This window comes from Glutamicibacter sp. AOP38-B1-38 (assembly GCF_052377485.1).
Lineage (GTDB): Bacteria > Actinomycetota > Actinomycetes > Actinomycetales > Micrococcaceae > Glutamicibacter.
In genome coordinates, this window is the sequence record NZ_JBQSWU010000012.1 from 1 (window position 1) to 16,523 (window position 16,523).

14 protein-coding genes and 1 other RNA gene are annotated in these 16,523 nt (G+C 61.9%); 11 read left to right on the forward strand and 4 right to left on the reverse strand.

All coding sequences use genetic code 11. The features are described from left to right. From ACT3TP_RS08525 to ACT3TP_RS08565, 9 genes are all read left to right on the forward strand, one after another. The coding region (locus tag ACT3TP_RS08525; RefSeq protein ID WP_444620401.1) for a DUF222 domain-containing protein at positions 1-900 on the forward strand (900 nt) is incomplete at its 5' end. 88 nt (positions 901-988) lie between these two features. Continuing rightward, an RNA gene (ffs, locus tag ACT3TP_RS08530) (signal recognition particle sRNA small type) lies at positions 989-1,085 on the forward strand. A gap of 27 nt (positions 1,086-1,112) precedes the next feature. Then, positions 1,113-2,033, forward strand: coding sequence for a tRNA glutamyl-Q(34) synthetase GluQRS (gene gluQRS, locus ACT3TP_RS08535; RefSeq protein WP_096285589.1), 921 nt, complete (start codon positions 1,113-1,115; stop codon positions 2,031-2,033). 9 nt (positions 2,034-2,042) lie between these two features. Further along, positions 2,043-5,612, forward strand: a complete 3,570-nt coding sequence (locus ACT3TP_RS08540) for a DNA polymerase III subunit gamma and tau (protein WP_444620403.1) — start codon at positions 2,043-2,045, stop codon at positions 5,610-5,612. Between the two features lie 115 nt (positions 5,613-5,727). Beyond that, positions 5,728-6,345, forward strand: coding sequence for a recombination mediator RecR (recR, locus tag ACT3TP_RS08545; RefSeq protein WP_096285593.1), 618 nt, complete (start codon positions 5,728-5,730; stop codon positions 6,343-6,345). 157 nt (positions 6,346-6,502) lie between these two features. Continuing rightward, positions 6,503-8,110, forward strand: a complete 1,608-nt coding sequence (locus ACT3TP_RS08550; protein ID WP_255248410.1) for a DHA2 family efflux MFS transporter permease subunit — start codon at positions 6,503-6,505, stop codon at positions 8,108-8,110. Between the two features lie 5 nt (positions 8,111-8,115). After that, positions 8,116-8,586: a MarR family winged helix-turn-helix transcriptional regulator gene (locus tag ACT3TP_RS08555; RefSeq protein WP_096285595.1), complete on the forward strand. Its 471-nt coding sequence runs from the start codon at positions 8,116-8,118 to the stop codon at positions 8,584-8,586. Between the two features lie 149 nt (positions 8,587-8,735). Beyond that, positions 8,736-9,287: a hypothetical protein gene (locus ACT3TP_RS08560; protein ID WP_096285598.1), complete on the forward strand. Its 552-nt coding sequence runs from the start codon at positions 8,736-8,738 to the stop codon at positions 9,285-9,287. A gap of 172 nt (positions 9,288-9,459) precedes the next feature. Then, a complete protein-coding gene (locus tag ACT3TP_RS08565) occupies positions 9,460-10,746 on the forward strand; it encodes an aspartate kinase (RefSeq protein WP_096285600.1) in 1,287 nt (428 codons plus the stop codon). Positions 10,747-10,822: 76 nt separating this feature from the next. On the opposite strand, the gene ACT3TP_RS08570 is transcribed toward ACT3TP_RS08565, so the two are convergent. Further along, entirely contained in the window at positions 10,823-12,430 is a 1,608-nt protein-coding gene (locus ACT3TP_RS08570; RefSeq protein ID WP_096285602.1) for an alkaline phosphatase D family protein, read from the reverse strand. Between the two features lie 45 nt (positions 12,431-12,475). On the opposite strand from ACT3TP_RS08570, the gene ACT3TP_RS08575 reads away from it, so the two are divergent. Beyond that, positions 12,476-13,315 carry a ferritin-like domain-containing protein gene (locus ACT3TP_RS08575; RefSeq protein ID WP_141393517.1) on the forward strand — a complete coding sequence of 280 codons (840 nt, stop codon included), beginning with the start codon at positions 12,476-12,478 and terminating at the stop codon, positions 13,313-13,315. A gap of 103 nt (positions 13,316-13,418) precedes the next feature. Here the strand turns inward: ACT3TP_RS08575 and ACT3TP_RS08580 are convergent, their stop codons facing one another. After that, positions 13,419-13,631, reverse strand: coding sequence for a hypothetical protein (locus ACT3TP_RS08580; RefSeq protein ID WP_096285607.1), 213 nt, complete (start codon positions 13,629-13,631; stop codon positions 13,419-13,421). A gap of 212 nt (positions 13,632-13,843) precedes the next feature. On the opposite strand from ACT3TP_RS08580, the gene ACT3TP_RS08585 reads away from it, so the two are divergent. Beyond that, the gene (locus ACT3TP_RS08585; RefSeq protein WP_096285609.1) at positions 13,844-14,089 is read left to right on the forward strand and encodes a hypothetical protein; all 246 of its coding nucleotides are present in this window, start codon (positions 13,844-13,846) and stop codon (positions 14,087-14,089) included. Between the two features lie 15 nt (positions 14,090-14,104). On the opposite strand, the gene ACT3TP_RS08590 is transcribed toward ACT3TP_RS08585, so the two are convergent. Both ACT3TP_RS08590 and ACT3TP_RS08595 read right to left on the reverse strand, forming a co-directional pair. Then, on the reverse strand, positions 14,105-14,776 hold the full coding sequence (locus ACT3TP_RS08590) for a response regulator (RefSeq protein ID WP_096286013.1): 672 nt from the start codon (positions 14,774-14,776) through the stop codon (positions 14,105-14,107). Between the two features lie 14 nt (positions 14,777-14,790). Continuing rightward, positions 14,791-16,455: a sensor histidine kinase gene (locus ACT3TP_RS08595; protein ID WP_444617508.1), complete on the reverse strand. Its 1,665-nt coding sequence runs from the start codon at positions 16,453-16,455 to the stop codon at positions 14,791-14,793. Between the last annotated feature and the right edge of the window lie 68 nt (positions 16,456-16,523).

Here is a 16,523-nt window from a genome sequence, read left to right on the forward strand (position 1 = left end):
GGTTCGGATCGCACGGTGAAGGATCGAGCTCGCAAAATGCGTGAACGTTTCTTGCCAGAACCAGCGGAAACGAGGCATGAAAAAGGGCGTGAATCGCGTTCGGTGATCTGGTGGCCGGAGGCTGACGGCATGGCCGTGCTTCAGATACGGCTTCCAGCCGAGGATGCCCTGGCAATCATCAACACCATCAACTGGCACGCCACGAAACATGATGACCCTGAGGATCTGCGCAACGAGCAACAACGTCGCGCCGATATTTTCCGGGACGCTTTGCTTGATGGCTGGCCGGCCGGGAACGGCACTCCGCTCAAAGCGCGGGTGGCCTTGACCATCCCCGCCTTGCAAATGCTTGCAGATCCTACTCGAACGCTGGCCGATCTGGAAGGCTACGGGCCAATCGCCCTCGGTGCAGCCTTGCGGCTAGCAAAGGATGCTCCTTCGCTGATGACGGTGCTCACCGACCCTTGGTCCGGTGCCGTCATCGACGTAGGACGAAAGAAGTACCGCCCAACGAAAGCGCTCAAGGACCTACTGAGATTACGGGATAACCACTGCAGGTTCCCTGGTTGCAACAGGCTTCCGGATTCCAGTGAAATCGACCATGTCGACGACTGGGCCAAGGGCGGACATACGAACCGAGACAACTCGCAGCTGTTGTGCAAGCGGCACCAAATGTATAAGCACGCCTTAGGTTGGCAGGCCACATACATGGCCGACGGTTCGGTCAATTGGCGTTCGCCGAACGGAATCTTGCAGGTTGAGCTACCGGGCAGCGTCACCAGCGTGCAGAACTTCGACTTTGAACGGAATCAAACCCCGATGCTCCCCGCCTCGGAATTGCCCGCCCGAGTTCGCCGGATCCTAGGTTGGTTTGACCCGCCGGATTCGAAAGCCGGGTGACATAGCCTCCTTCCTTGCATGGGTTGGATTGAGAGCAAGGGCACGGCTACCGATTTTCATCCACCCCCAACTCTCGGGTAGTATCTTCTGTGACCCCTCGTGTGGTGTCATCCTGTTGAACTCCCCCAGGACCGGAAGGTAGCAAGGGTAGATGGGCTCTGGCAGGTGCATGAGGGGTCTTTGATTTTTCTAGCAAGCCGAATGGAGTTCGCGTGGGCGTTGGTCGTTTCGCCCCAAGCCCGACCGGGCAACTCCACCTGGGCAACCTGCGCACCGCAATTCTTGCTTGGCTTTTTGCCCGGTCCACCGATCGGCAATGCCTTCTGCGCATCGAAGACCTTGACCGCGTGCGCTCCGGCGCCGAGGAGCAGCAGCTTTCGGAGTTGGCTTCCATCGGCCTGGTATTCGATGCTCCCGTGGTCCGTCAAAGCGATCGCCTCCCCATTTATCTCGAAGCAATCCAAGCTCTTCGCGAAAACGACCTGGTCTTCGAGTGTTTTTGCACGCGCAAAGATATTTCTGAGGCTGCCAGCGCGCCGCACGCGGCACCCGGTGCTTACCCCGGCACCTGCCGAAATCTCACCGCCGAAGAACGTGCCGAAAGGGCCCGAGAACGGCCGGCTGCTTTGCGCCTTCGTTCCACGGTTGACCAGTTCACCATTCACGATGAGCTTTTCGGGCAGTACACCGGCGTGGTAGATGATTTTGTGTTGCTGCGCAATGACGGCTCCCCCGCTTACAACCTTGCGGTGGTCGTTGATGACGGCGCCTACGGCATTGACCAGGTTGTTCGCGGTGACGATTTGCTGTCCTCCGCCCCGCGCCAGGCATACCTGGCGCAGTTGCTCGGATTGCCTATTCCTACGTACGCCCACGTTCCGTTGGCATTGAACGTTCAAGGCCAACGTCTTGCTAAACGCGATGGTGCGGTTACGCTCGAAGACCTTTCCGAAAAAGGACTAAATGGCACACAGCTCCGCGCCTACTTGTTAGAGTCATTAGGCTTGCCCGGCACGTCTTTGCAGGCCGCTTTGGACTCCTTCAACCCTTCAGCTTTGCCCCGCGAGCCTTGGGTTGTAGAACCAGAATTTATTGTTGACCAGTTGATGCCTCCGGCATCGCACAACCGATAGGGTACCGGTGTGAGTACAGCGCTTTATCGCAGATACCGTCCAGACACTTTCGCCGAGGTCATCGGGCAGGAACATGTCACCACCCCGTTGATGACTGCGTTGGAAAAGAACCGGGTCAACCACGCGTACCTGTTCTCCGGTCCGCGCGGTTGCGGCAAAACGACCAGCGCACGCATTCTGGCGCGTTGCCTGAACTGCGCGCAGGGTCCGACTCCTACCCCGTGCGGAACCTGCCCCAGTTGTGTCGAGCTGGCCAACGGCGGCCCCGGTTCCTTGGATGTCATCGAGATCGACGCCGCCAGCCACGGTGGTGTCGAAGACGCCCGTGATCTGCGTGAACGTGCGACCTTCGCACCTACCCGCGACCGCTACAAGATTTTCATCATCGACGAGGCCCACATGGTCACCTCGGCAGGCTTCAACGCCCTGCTGAAGATCGTCGAAGAGCCACCACCCCATATCAAATTCATTTTTGCGACGACCGAGCCGGACAAGGTCATCGGCACCATCCGTTCGCGCACCCACCACTATCCGTTCCGCCTGGTGCCGCCCGAGGCACTGCTGGCATACCTCAAGACGCTCTGCGAACGCGAAAACGTAGTGGTCGCCGACAGCGTGCTTCCGCTGGTGATTCGCGCCGGCGGCGGTTCGGTGCGCGACACCCTCTCGGTGCTAGACCAGCTGATGGCTGGCGCCCGTGAAGGCGGGGTGGACTATGAGACCGCGATTGCCTTGCTCGGCTATACCCATTCCACGCTGCTCGATGAAGTCATCCTCTCCCTGCACGAGGCCAACGGCGCTTCCCTCTTTGGCGCCATCGACCGCATCATTCAGACCGGCTTGGATCCGCGACGTTTTGTTGAAGATCTGTTGGAACGCATGCGCGACCTGATCATCGCCAAGGCGATGCCCGAAGGCCTGGAGAAAATTCTGCGTGGCACCCCAGCGGACCAGTTGGAGTCGCTGCATATGCAGGCCTCGCTGGTCGGCGCCGGTGAGCTGAGCCGTTGGGCCGACGTGACCAACCAAGCGCTGACCGAGATGACCGGCGCGACCTCTCCGCGTTTGCACTTGGAACTGTTGGCAGCGCGTTTGATGCTGCCTGGCGCCGAAAACTCGGCGAGCTCTTTCGCCGCACGCCTCGATCGCCTGGAACGTCATGCGATGACCGGCAGCGAGCTTCCAGAGCTCCCGGAGGGGGAAATGCCAACGCAGTCCTCGGGCGCTGCCCCTTCCCCCGCGGCGGCACGCCAAGGCGCGGCCGCGGTACGCGAGGCCCTTGCCGCCGCGAAGTTGCGCAATGGCGGCGTCGAGCCGGCAGCCCAAGAGCAGCCCAGCGCACCTCAGCAGGAGACGCAGCCGGCCCAGCCAGGTCAGTCGCAACAGGAACAGAACCTCCAGCCACGGGAGCAGGAACCCGTGCCACGCGAACAGCAGCACCCGGAAGCGCGAGCTCAACAGCCTGCGCAGGGACAGCAACAGCAACAGCAACAGCAACAGCCAAGTCAGCCTCGCGAGCAGCAGCCTCCGGTGGCGCAAGAAGATACAGATATTAACGCTCCGCTTGATCCGGACGCCGCCCGTTCACTCAACACCGGCGAAGCGGCCGATTGGGGAGCCACGTGGGGCCCTAAGGAAGACTTGAATCCGGTCACCACCCCGGTCCAACCAGGTCCGAGTGTTCCCGAAGCACGTCCGGAAGGTGTCGCGCCGTTCAGCCTGGTTCCAGATCCGGCCGCGGGGGAAGACCTGTCCTTCGGTACTGGTGTTTCCATCGATGACGTGAAGCAAAATGCCGCGATGGCCGAGTTCACTCGTCGTACGGCAGAAAATCGTCCTCCGCAAGCCCCGCCACAGGGTGCCCCTCGTCAGGCGCAGCAGCCGCAGAAAGATCAACAAGCTCAAGGTCAAACGCAGTCTCAGCAGCAGGCGCAGAACCAGGAGCAGGCAGCACAAGAAGCACGCCGTCGCGCCGAGGAACAGACAGCTCGAGAGCAGGCCGAACAACGTGCCTCTGCGGAACTGGCCGAGCAAGAAAAGCTCGCTCGAGAGCAGGCCGAACAACGAGCCGCTGCAGAACGGGAAGCCGCAGAACAGCGTGCTGCCCAGGAGAAGGCGGCACGCGAGCAAGCCGAAGCGCAGCAACGCGCACAAGCAGCTCAACCTGCCCAGCAGCAAGCGCCACGGCAACCGGTTCAGCAATCCACGCCGCCGATACAGCAGTCGAACACTGCCGGGGCACCGGTTCAGCAGTCGAACACTGCCGGGGCACCGGTTCAGCAGTTCCAGCAGGCCTGGCCGGCGGTCTTGGAGCAGCTGCAGTCAAGTTCCCGAGTGCTCCATTCCATGGTCGCCAACTATGGTTCGGTCGCCGGTTTCGATGGCCGCACGCTGACGATCGCGTTCAGCAATACCGGACCGATTGTGAATCTGCGCAATCGTCCGGACATGATGCAGATATTAGTAGGCATCCTCTGCCAGGTGGCAGGCCAACAGATCGAAGTCGTACTTGCCGAGGGCGGATCGGCACCCGCCGGTGGTGGTTCCCCAAAAGGTGAACGCCGGCCAACACCGGCGTCCTCCCCAGCAGCAGCCACCAACGCACAGGCTCCGAACGCTGGGGTAGCGCCCAACGCTCCGTCGCGCCCGCAACCAGCCAGCGCTCCGGCTCCGGCTCCGGCTCCGGCTCCGGCTCCGGCCAGCAAACCATCAGCATCGGGTGATTCGGGATATGTCAGCAGTTATGACGATGTTCCGCCTCCGCTGGACGAGCCATATATGGACGAGCCTCCGTACCCGGATGACGGATACGGCACGCCTAGCAGCCCAGCGCCGCAGGCTCCCGCAGTCCAGGCACCAGAGCCAGCGGCAAGTCCCCGACCAGCAAAGCCGCAGGAAGCTAGCGCATCACCGGAACTCGCTGCGGCCGTGGTGGAACCCGTGGCCCCGTCGCCGCGGAGCGCTGCTCCGCGCTCCTTTGACGGCCCCCCGGTGGCCCCGCGTCCCCGGTTGACCGCCGGGCTCAGCGCACGCCAGGCAGAGGTGGGAGCTCCGGTAATCTCGCGTCCGGTTTCTTCCACCCCGTTGCATCCGGGCAGCACCACCGACACCTTCGAGTCCAAGGCAGTCCGCGAGCCGGAGCCGGAGGCACCAACGCCGGCGCCGCTTGCCCCTGAGCCGGTTCGGGTGGCACCGCCGAAGCCTTCCGTGCAGCCGGCCACCGAGTCAGCTCCCGCGTGGGGCGCACCGGGCGAAGGGTCCGAGCAGCCAATTGCCGAGTCTCCGATGCCGACCGCCGGACAGCGGCTCAGCCGCTACCAGCAGCTGATGAGCCAGGCCAAGGACAGCGCTCCGGCAGTGCCGGTGGAAAGTTCCGCCAGCAACTGGGGCACGCCGGATCGCGCCCAACCCCGGCCCCCAGCACCGGAGCCGGAGGATTTCACGCCCAGCGAAGACGACATCGAGGTCGAGGATTCGGCACTCATCGGCGTCCCCGCGGTGGAGCGGCTGCTCGGCGGCATGGTCATCGAGCAGCGTGACGTCAACGGAAGTATCGTAGAAATTAAGCGCGGGCTCTAACCGCCAAACCGTCTAGGTGAGACACTAGGGTGTAGGACGGTGGCATACCACCGCAGGCCAGTTATGGCACCGCAAGATCAATGGACGTTTGAGTTATCAGGAAAGTGGGCATTAGGTGTACGAAGGTGCTGTTCAGGAACTGATCGACGAACTCGGTCGGCTACCTGGCATCGGTCCTAAATCGGCGCAGCGCATCGCTTTTCACATTCTCGATGCCGACGCCGAGGATATGACGCGCCTTGCCGCGTCCATCCAGCAGGCCAAGGAGAAGGTCCGCTTCTGTGAGATCTGCTTCAACATTTCCGAGCAGGACACCTGCGGGATCTGCCGCGACGAGCGCCGCGACACCAGCCAGATCTGCATCGTCGAGGAGTCCAAGGACGTGCTCGCCATCGAGCGCACCCGCGCCTTCAACGGCAAATACCACGTGCTGGGTGGCTCTATTAATCCGATCGCCGGGATCGGCCCGGAACAGCTGCACATTCGCGAGCTGGTCACCCGCCTGGGCGACAGCTCGATCACCGAGCTGATCCTCGCCACCGACCCGAACCTGGAGGGCGAGGCCACCGCAATCTATCTGGTGCGTCAGCTCAGCCCGCTGGGCATCAAGATCACCCGTCTGGCTTCTGGCCTGCCGGTAGGCGGCGACCTGGAATACGCCGACGAGGTCACCTTGGCCCGCGCCTTCGAAGGCCGGCGCAACACCATCGCACCGAGCACTTCACGAGCCTAGGCACCCTGCCACACGAGCATATTTCATGCTGCCCGGTCCATCGCCAGATGGCCCGGGCTTTCTTGTCTGTGGACTCAACCACATTGGTTGATAATGGTCAACTATCGGCATATAGTTGATATCAGTCAACTTTATCTTTGAGTCTTTTGGAGTCCGCATGACCGCAGTAGCACCGGTCGAAAAACCCAAGATGAGCCACCGGCAGATCATCCAATCGCTGACCGGTCTGCTTATGGGCATGTTCGTTTCAATCCTTGCAGGCACTGTGGTGTCCAGCTCCCTCCCGGTAATCGTCTCTGACCTGAACGGCAGCCAGACGGCATTCACCTGGGTGGTCACCGCTACCCTGCTTGCCACCACAATCTCGACCCCGATCTGGGGAAAGCTCGCCGACCTGGGCAACCGCAAACTGCTCTTGCAGATTGCTCTGGCCATGTTCGTGCTTGCCTCCGCGGCCGCCGGATTCGCGCAGAACACCGAATTCTTGATCGCCATGCGTGTGGTCCAGGGTCTGGCAGGCGGCGGCATGGGCGCGCTGAGCCAGATCGTGATGGCAGACATCCTCTCGCCGCGGGAGCGCGGCAAATACATGGGCCTGTTCGGAGCCGTTATGGCGCTGGGCACCGTCGGCGGACCGCTGATCGGCGGCTTCGTCACCGACACCATCAACTGGCGCTGGAACTTCTTCGTCGCGCTGCCTTTCGCCGTCGTGGCAATCATCTTGATCCAGCGCACGCTGAACCTTCCGGCCATCGCCAAGCGCAAGGTCCAGATCGACTACCTAGGCATCATGCTGCTCGCCTCGGGCGTGGCAATGCTGCTGATCTGGCTTTCCATGGGCGGCAGCCAGTTCGAATGGAACTCGGCCACCAGTTACCTCATGGTGATCGGCTCGGTCATCCTGCTGGCGGTCTTCGTGCTCGTCGAGTTCAAGGTTGCAGACCCGCTGATTTCCCTGCAGCTATTCAAGAACCGCACCTTCACCTTCGCGGTGATCGCCTCGCTCGCTGTGGGCATCTCGATGTTCGGCACCTCGGTGTTCCTCAGCCAGTACATGATCATGGCCCGTGGCGCCACCGCCACCCAGGCCGGTCTGATGACCTTCCCGATGATGGCCGGCCTCTTGGTCGTCTCCACCATCGCCGGCGCACTGATCTCGCGTTACGGCAAATGGAAGGCCTTCGTGGTCACCGGTGCCGTGCTGCAGGTTGTCGGCCTGTATCTGCTGGGAACCATCCACTATGACACCGCCTTCTGGCTGGTGGGACTGTACATGTTCATCCTCGGCGCGGGCGTCGGCCTGGTCATGCAGAATATGGTGCTGGTGGTGCAGAACTCGGTGGATCCGAAGATCCTCGGCGTCGCTTCCTCAGCGGTGACCTTCTTCCGCACCTTGGGCGGTACCGCAGGCACCGCCGGACTCGGCGCAATGCTCGCGGTCACCATTCCGAATATGATCGCCGACCGCCAGGGCGAACTGACCCGCGCCATCGCCTCGCTGGGCGATAAGGCCGCCGAGGTCGGCGCGGCACTGAGCTCCGGTTCCCTGCCGACGATCTCCACGCTGCCCGAACCGGTGCGGGTAATTCTCGAATCGGTCTACGGCGATGGGGTGGCAGGCTTGTTCGCCTTGGCCGCGCCGCTCGCACTGATCACCGTCGTCGCAGTGATCCTGCTGCCCAACCAGCACCTGAACACCAAGACCAATACCGAGCGGCTGGCCGAGGAATCCGATGCCCCTTCCACCGCGGAAACCGTCGCCTAGCCACCGTGGATACCTTGGATGAAGCGCAGCCGGAGACCCGGCGCGGGGTGCTATTCGACGCCGCCGAGCAAGAACTGTTCACCTTGATCTCGGTGACCGCCAAGTCGCGACGCACCCTTGCCGCCCGGCTCGATGAAAGGCTGCCGCCCGCGGCGGTGCCGGTGCTGGCAATGATCCTCAAATGCCAGAGCATCACGCAGTCCGAAATTTGCGAACACCTCATGACGGACAAGGCCACCCTTTCCCGCCTGGTCACCCGGCTCGAAGAGCTCGGCCTGGTCAGCAGGCAGGTCGATGAAGCCGACCGCCGCGTCTCCAACCTGCTGCCCACCGAACTGGCCAAGGAACGCTGGCACGGATGGCTGGAATCCTGGCGCGACAGCTTGCGCGAACGCATTACACTGTGGTCCGACGACGACTTGGACCATTTGGTTGGCTTGCTCGGCAGGCTCAACACGGATCTGCGCGAACTGTGAACCATTGGCGTGGAGCCGCGGCCTTCGGTGAAGGCCGCGGCTCCACGCCATTTGCGCGCCCGGATCGGCTGATGACCCGGTAGCGCCTTCGACCGCCAGGCTGCATGCGGGGCTGGTTAGTCCTTGGCTGCAGTGGCTACACTCGATTCATGGCAATCAAGGGCAGCAATATCGAGGCAATCGCCAAGGCCACCGGCACTGGGTGGGACCAATGGGTCAGCCGGCTCGAAGCGGACGGAGCCAGCGAGCTGGCACATAAACCGCTCGCCTCGCTGGCCTACGAGATGATGCCCGCCGAACTATCCAATCCCGGCTGGTGGGCGCAGTCGGTGGCCATCGCCTACGAGCAGCACATCGGCCGCCGGGTCCCGGGCCAGTCCAGCGACGGCACCTTCAAGGGCTCAGTCTCGGCCACCATGGCCGCCGATCTGGACGGCGCCCTGGCCCGCTGGGTGGAGGCCGTCGGCGCGCGAACCGACTTCAACGGCGCGCAGCTGGTGGGGGAAGCCTCCGTCAGCGGTTCGGATCGGTGGCGGTATTGGAAGGCCGAATTCAGCGACGGAAGCCGGGTGAGCGTGAACATCTCGCTCAAGGGCGGCAAGGCAAGCGTAAGCGCTGAGCATTCACGGCTCTCCAACCCTCAGGTATTGGATGGCTGGAAGTCATTTTGGCGACAAATCTTAGCCACAGCGCGTACATGACCTGCATTTCCAGGCATCGAAACAACAAATGCTAGGCAATATGACCAATGGTTACCTTCACAACTAGGTGATGCACCTGCGGTACTGACACAATTATCTACGGTAGATATGTCGCATCTGTGCTGGCAGCACGATGCGCATCAACAACTTTCATCAGTTGGAGTGTGCGCCCATGGGCCTGATAGTTCAAAAATTTGGCGGTTCGTCCGTATCCGATGCCGAAGGCATCAAACGCGTCGCGCGCCGAATTATTGATACCAAGGCGCAGGGCCATGAAGTCGTTGTGGTCGTTTCCGCAATGGGCGACTCCACCGACGAACTGCTCGACCTCGCGGCCCAGCTCACCGAGGACGCCCCCGCTCGCGAAATGGACATGCTCCTTTCGGCCGGCGAACGCATCTCCATGTCGCTGCTGGCCATGGCCATCGACCAGTTCGGCGAGAGCGCGGTATCTTTCACCGGATCGCAGGCAGGGCTGATCACCGACTCAACCCACGGCATGGCACGCATTATGGAGGTTTCTCCGCAGCGTATCCGCCGCGCCATCGACCGCGGCTTCATCGCGATCGTCGCCGGCTTCCAGGGCATGAGCAAGGAATCGAAGAACATCACGACCATGGGCCGCGGCGGCTCGGACACCACCGCGGTGGCCCTTGCGGCAGCCCTCGGCGCCGATGTCTGCGAGATCTACACCGACGTTGACGGCATCTACACCGCCGATCCTCGCGTGGTCGGTGCCGCGAAGAAGATCGACGAGATTTCCAGCGAGGAAATGCTGGAGATGGCGGCCAGCGGCTCCAAAATCCTGCACCTGCGCTGCGTGGAGTACGCCCGCCGTTTCGGCGTGCCGCTGCACGTGCGCTCCTCATTCAGCACCAACGAGGGCACCTGGGTGCTCCCGGACCCCAACGACAAGATCAAGATTCAAGAGGGAGAACCCTTGGAACAGCCAATCATCTCCGGTGTTGCCCACGACCACTCGGAAGCCAAGGTCACCATCATTGGCGTGCCTGACATCCCGGGCAAGGCAGCACAGATTTTCGGGGTTATCGCGGCCGCGCAGGCCAATATCGACATGATCGTGCAGAACATCTCGACTCGCGGTACCGGCTCCACCGATATCTCATTCACCCTGCCGATGACCGAGACCAAACGAGTTCTCGCAGCGCTGGAAACCTCCCGCGGCGAAATCGGCTTCGAGGATATCGAGCACAACGACGAGGTCGGCAAGCTCTCGCTCATCGGTGCAGGCATGCGCTCGAACCCAGGAGTTTCCTTCACCTTCTTCGAGGCGCTGCACCAGGCCGGGGTCAACGTGGACATGATCTCCACCTCGGAGATCCGCATCTCGGTGGTAACCGACGCGGACAAGCTCAATGACGCGGTCCGCGCCATCCACACGGCTTTCGATCTGGACACCGACGTGGAAGCCACCGTGTACGGCGGCACCGGACGCTAAATACCAGCCAAAGCGGCGGCGCAGATCTTGAAGATCTGCGCCGCCCCTTTTTTAATGCAGCAGTTACGGTGGCGGATTAGCGCGCCGGTTCCAAGGTCTTGGCGTAGACGGTCTCGCCGAGGCCATTGCGCAGCGACACGGTGAATCGCTGGGACTCATCGAGGTCGACATGGCCGAAGAACTGGCCCTTGCCATCGCGCGGCGACTGGTTGGTGGTTCCGGCGAGCGCGAATTCCACCTTGGGGCCGAAGGTCCCGTCCATCTTGTTCGGACCGAAGGATCCTGCATTGACCGGACCGGCCACAAATTCCCAGAACTCGTTGAAGTCGCCGAAGGCGGCGCGCTCCGGGGAATAGTGGTGGGCCGCGCAGTAGTGCACGTCCGCGGTCAAGAAGACCACGTTTTTCACGCCGCGGTCCTTGATCGATTTGAGCAGCCTGGCCAGCTCCAGCTCGCGGCCCAGCGGTGCGCCGTGCTCTGCGTTGGCGATCGATTCCTGGGCCTTGCCGTCCGGAACGATGACGCCCAGCGGCAGGTCGTTGAGGATCACCTTCCAGGTGGCCTTCGACTTCTGCAGGCCCTCAACGAGCCAGTTCAGCTGTTCCTCGCCGAGGGTCGTGGTCTCTTCGGCTTCCAGTCCGGCGGTATTCTCCGACTTGTGGCTGCGCATGTCCAAGGCGAAGAGGTCAAGGGCCGGTCCGCGGGAGATCTTGCGGTAGATCCGGGCGGGCTCGAACCCGGTGCCGCCGCGCATGGCACGCGGATCGGCGATGGGCTGGTATTCCTGCCAGGCACGGCGACCGCGGGCGGCGAGGGTGTTGACATCCCGCACGGTGTATCGCTCGTCCTCGATTGTCTCCCCGGCCCACCAGTTGTTGTGGGTCTCATGGTCATCCCACTGGGCGATAACCGGAACCTCGGAGTACATGGCGCGAACATTTGCATCCATGTGGTTATAGCGGTGCCGGCCACGGAATTCCGCCAGGGTTTCGGCGACCTTCGAGACCTCCTCGGTAACCAGGTTGCGCCAGATCTGGCCGTCTGGCTCCACAACTTCGGCCGCGATCGGGCCGTCGGCGTAGATGGTGTCGCCGCTGTGCACGAAAAAGTCAGGCTTGGTCGCGTGCATGGCCGCGTAGGCCCGCATGCCGCCGATTTCCTCGTTGATGCCCCAGCCTTGGCCTGCCGTATCGCCAGACCAGACGAAGCTTTGCGCCATCGATGCGCTGTGGTTCCGGCGGCCGGTGAGCGAAGGCGCGGTGAGGAAGGAACCGGTGTTGGTTTCTCCCAGGGTCCCGTTTTCGTCCTCGAAACCGATGGTCACCGCGAAGCGGGTGCCCGCCGGCAGGTTGGATGCGGAAATCTTGGCGGTGAAGTCGGTATCGGAGTTCGCCTGCGCACCGCGCAGGGTTCGTTCGAATGATCCGCGGCCGCGAATAATCTCTCCGGCCTCGTCGATGGCACGCAGTTGCGCCCGCAGCCGGCCTTCACCGGTGGCGCGAGCCCAAAGCACCGCGTTGTTGGTGGAGACATCTCCCATCGAGAAGCCATTGGTGAGGCCGAGCCGCGAACGGACCAGGCGCGGACTATTTGCGGCCAGCGCCGAGCCGGCCGGGGAAATGAGCGTCAGAGCACCGGCGCCCAAGGCGCCAGTGAGCAGATTGCGCCGTGAAATTTGTGTCATGATCACCAGTATTTCGCGGCGAGTTAGCCGCATGGTGTCAGCTGCGTGAACAGCTCACGAAACACGGTACTGGTGTCTAATGTTTCAACGGCTCGTGCTGACCCATCCCACGGCTACCGTGGAGCTATGCAATTCACATCATGGTTGGCATATTTTGAAGCAAACTCGAGACTGCATGACACGATGAACGCGCAATTGAACTGGAGCGGTGTTCCGGCGCTAACGGAAAATGCACGACGCGGATTCATCCGCTCTTTCCAGCGTCTTGAGCTTGGCGAAAGCGGCGAAGGCAGGCACTTGCTAGGTTTGGCGGAGCGGGCCGGCGACTCGACCTACGTACGAGCACTTGAGCTCCTGGTGCGCGAAGAACAGCAGCATTCTCGGTTGTTCGGACAAGCGCTGGATTACCTGGATGCCCCACGCTTGGAATCGCACTGGTCGGATAAGGCCTTCACCCTGCTGCGGCGAATGTTGGGGTTGCGTACCGAGCTCGGGCTGTTCCTCATTGCTGAAAGCGTCGCCATGGGATATTTCGAGGCCCTAGCAAGCCACGCACCGGATGCGACACTGCGCGGGCTGGGAAGAAGAATCGCCTCAGACGAACGAAACCACCTTCGTTTCCAGATCGACCGTCTGCGTCAAGGGTTTGAGTTTACGCCCAGGCCGCTGAAACATGTCGTACGTGGAATCTGGTCGGTGGTGGCGGCAGGCGCGGCAATTGTTGTTTGCTTCGACCACGCTCAGGCCTTACAGGCATGCAGCCTGAATCCCGTGCATTATTGGTTCCGAGCCATGAGCAGATTCGATGAGGTTGCTCGGCAGGTATTTTCCGGAACAGCTCCCACCGCCCGGGGTCCCCTGCCGGCGCAATCGAACATTGCATGACTTTTGCTGCATATCTCGTCCAGGCGGACGTATCACAAAGGCAAAGGTTACTAGCCCCGCTCCACTAGATTCGCCTCACCCCTGCCAGCAGCTTGCGCGCAGTTCAGTTCTCTCGTGATTCCACGCGAGATTTCTTGACCGCCAGGCATACGAGGGTGACGGTGAAGCCTCCTACGGAGAGGAGAATCAGGTACAAGCCCCACGGGTCAGGAATTCGCTGATTCCAAGCGAGGTACAACGATACGAATATGGCCATGAAGAATCCGGTCGAATATTTGCTCAGTAGCGTGTTCCCGCGCTTGTCTGGATGTTCCATAGAAATAGACGCTACCCCAACGTGACCGCTTGCAACAAGAAACTTGAGCCAGGTACGAGTCCAACGCTGGACTGTCCTACTCGAAGTTGAGGATTGAACTCGATAATCCATCCGATATGCTCTGTCTTGACCTAACAGAAATAGATATGCTGAGATTTGAACGCGCAGTTCTCTAAAGATTGCTGAACGAAACCTGGCTGGAGGTAGCTACGATGCATTCAAACGAACCGTTGGGGATGCCAATGGGTCTCAAGGTCTTCGTGGCAGCGTGCTTTAGCGTGGGATCTATATTCACCGGCGCTCACGGACTGCTCATGGTTTCTTTGCTCGCAACGGCCTTCGCATTGACGGCGCCGATCACAATTCCGTTTGGAATCGTGGCGCTCTTAGCCGCTATCCCGGCTGTCATCTGGTTTGCTTTTTGGGTGGGGAACCGAGAATTCATCCAGCGCTCGTAATAGTTTCGTCCGCGATTACCTCGCCAGGTAGCGGTGCTCGGGGCGCCCCCTGGTCCCATAGCCCAGCTGCAGGTCGAGCATCTCGCTGGCGACCAACGACGCGAGGTAGCGTTGGGCAGTCGCCCGTGCGACGCCCACGGCTTCGGCGACCTCGGCCACGCTCAGCGGTTCGCTGGAAGCTTTGACGCAGGCCATGACCGCCTGCTCGGTGGGCGCCGCATTAGCGGCAGCTGGCGCATCATCGATCCCCTGCAAGGTCCGGTACAGCCGATCCACGCTTTGCTGGTCGAGGTCGGTTGCCGCCGCCAACTGCCGGCGGTACCGAGCCCACCCCTTGAGCTTTGCCGCGAGCGTCTTGGCTCCGAAGGGCTTGATAATGAAAGCCAGGGCGCCAGCTTGAAGAGCCGCGGCAACATTGGCCGGTTCGGTGGCGGCAGAAATCATGATCGAGTCGACTTCTATTTCACGCAGCAATTCGATGCCGCTGACATGCGGCAGATAGAGGTCCAACAGCACCAGATCCGGTTGCAGTGACGCGACAAGTTTGGGTACGGTGCGTGGGTCTTGCACCGGTTCCAGGGCTTGGAATCCGGGGATCTCATTGACCATGTCCGCGTGCAATTGCCCGACGCGAAAGTCATCGTCAACGATCAATACCCGGTAGTCCCCCACGGCATTCTGTGTCATTTTCGCTCCCTTGTTCATGAGAAGTTCCTCGGTTCACTCAGTACCGCTGGCAGCCGGGCGGCGATCACGGCCCCGCCTTGCTCCCCGCCGGCGTCGGCAATCCACACGTCACCGCTGCGCGAACGGGCCAACCGGCGAATCAGCGGCAGCCCCACACCGGAGCCGTGCCCCTCCCCGAGCGAGGACCCGGTGCTCACTCCCGGGGCGAAGATATCTTCCTCGGTGCTGATCCCCGGCCCCGAATCGGCGACCGCAAGATGCAAGGTGCTCCCCTCGGAGAGCAGATCCACCTCAACCCACGGATCCTTGCTTCCGCACAGGCTCGCGGTGAAGGCGTTGTCCAACAGGTTGCCCAGCACCGCGGTGACGTCCTGGGCGTCGCTGGCCGAGGCGATCTGTTCGAAGAGCATGGATTGCGCAGAGACCCGCAGCTCGATGCCCAGCTCGTGGGCGCGCACCCCCTTGGCCGAAAGGAATGCGGAAAGGTAAGCGTCTTTGACCAATTCCAGGCCACCGACCGGTGCAATGACCGGGCCGGCATCCATCACTTCACGCAGATACTCCTCGGCCTGATCGGTTTTGCCCAAGGTAATCAGTCCGAGGACCGCGTGCATCCGGTTGGCGAACTCGTGGCGCTGGGCGCGCAGCGCGTCGGCCATATCCTGCACGGCATCCAGTTTGGTGCCGAGCGCTTCGACGGTGCTGACGTCGTGGAGCAAGACAACCTGGCCAAGATCCACCCCGTCGCGCACCACATCCGAGACGCGGGCAACGATCGCATTCGAGTTGGCTTCCAGCCTGATAGGAGCCGGTTCATGGTCTTTAATTGCCTTCACCAAACGCGGGTCGAGATCTGCCGACTCGTAGTGCCGGCCGATGATGTCCGCCAGCTCGGTGCGGTGCGGCAGTCCAAGCAATTGGCGTGCGGCCTTATTGCGCACGGTCACCGTGCCGTCCGTCCCCAGTCCGATCACGCCCTCGCTCACCCCGTACAGCACCGCTTGCTGATCACGCACTAGTTGAGCGATTTCCGCGGGCTCCAACCCCAGGGTCTGGCGCTTGAGGGTGCGCACGGTGAAGCGTCCGGCCAGGGTTGCCAGCAGCGCGGCAAGCACCGCGAACAGCACGATCCAGCCGAAGGAGGCAACCAGTGCACCGGTCAGCGACTCGGTGGCCACGCCCACCGACACCTCGCCGATAACCCGTCCGTCGACGGACCGGATGGGCACCTTGGCGCGCACCGATTCCCCGAGAGTGCCATGCTCGCGGGCAATGTCTTCCACGCCGCTTAACGCCACCGGATCGGTGGAGACCAGCTTTCCCAGCTCGTCCGGGTTCGGGTGGCTCAGTCGCAGGCCGCGGTCCTCGGTGATCACCACAAAGGTCGCCTGGCTTCCTTCACGCACGGCCTCAGCCAGTTCTTGCAGCCTTCCGTTGCGCAGCTCTTCGAGATCCAGCTCATCTTGCTGCGCATAGTCCGTCACCTCGCGCACCACCTCCGGCAAGGCGGCGACCGAACGCGCAATCCCCAGGGAGGTGTCTTCGCCCTGGTCGAAGACCCTGTTGTAGCTCACCAGCAGGGTCGCGGTTGTCACCAGCGCGAAAAGCACGCCGAGCACCACGAACTGCGGACGCATGATCCGCGAGGCAAAGTGCAAGGTGGCTGTGGAATGCGGCATCTGTCCAGCATAAACCGTCCGTGATTTTAATGAGCAAAAAGATTGCAAAAACCTAAAGGGATCAGAAA

Coding starts and splice junctions, on each gene's coding strand:
- ACT3TP_RS08560 (WP_096285598.1), top strand. CDS start 8,736: ATGGCAATCAAGGGCAGCAATATCGAGGCAATCGCCAAGGCCACCGGC.
- ACT3TP_RS08570 (WP_096285602.1), bottom strand. CDS start 12,430: ATGACACAAATTTCACGGCGCAATCTGCTCACTGGCGCCTTGGGCGCC.
- ACT3TP_RS08565 (WP_096285600.1), top strand. CDS start 9,460: ATGGGCCTGATAGTTCAAAAATTTGGCGGTTCGTCCGTATCCGATGCC.
- ACT3TP_RS08590 (WP_096286013.1), bottom strand. CDS start 14,776: ATGACACAGAATGCCGTGGGGGACTACCGGGTATTGATCGTTGACGAT.
- ACT3TP_RS08595 (WP_444617508.1), bottom strand. CDS start 16,455: ATGCCGCATTCCACAGCCACCTTGCACTTTGCCTCGCGGATCATGCGT.
- ACT3TP_RS08580 (WP_096285607.1), bottom strand. CDS start 13,631: ATGGAACATCCAGACAAGCGCGGGAACACGCTACTGAGCAAATATTCG.
- ACT3TP_RS08550 (WP_255248410.1), top strand. CDS start 6,503: ATGACCGCAGTAGCACCGGTCGAAAAACCCAAGATGAGCCACCGGCAG.
- ACT3TP_RS08585 (WP_096285609.1), top strand. CDS start 13,844: ATGCATTCAAACGAACCGTTGGGGATGCCAATGGGTCTCAAGGTCTTC.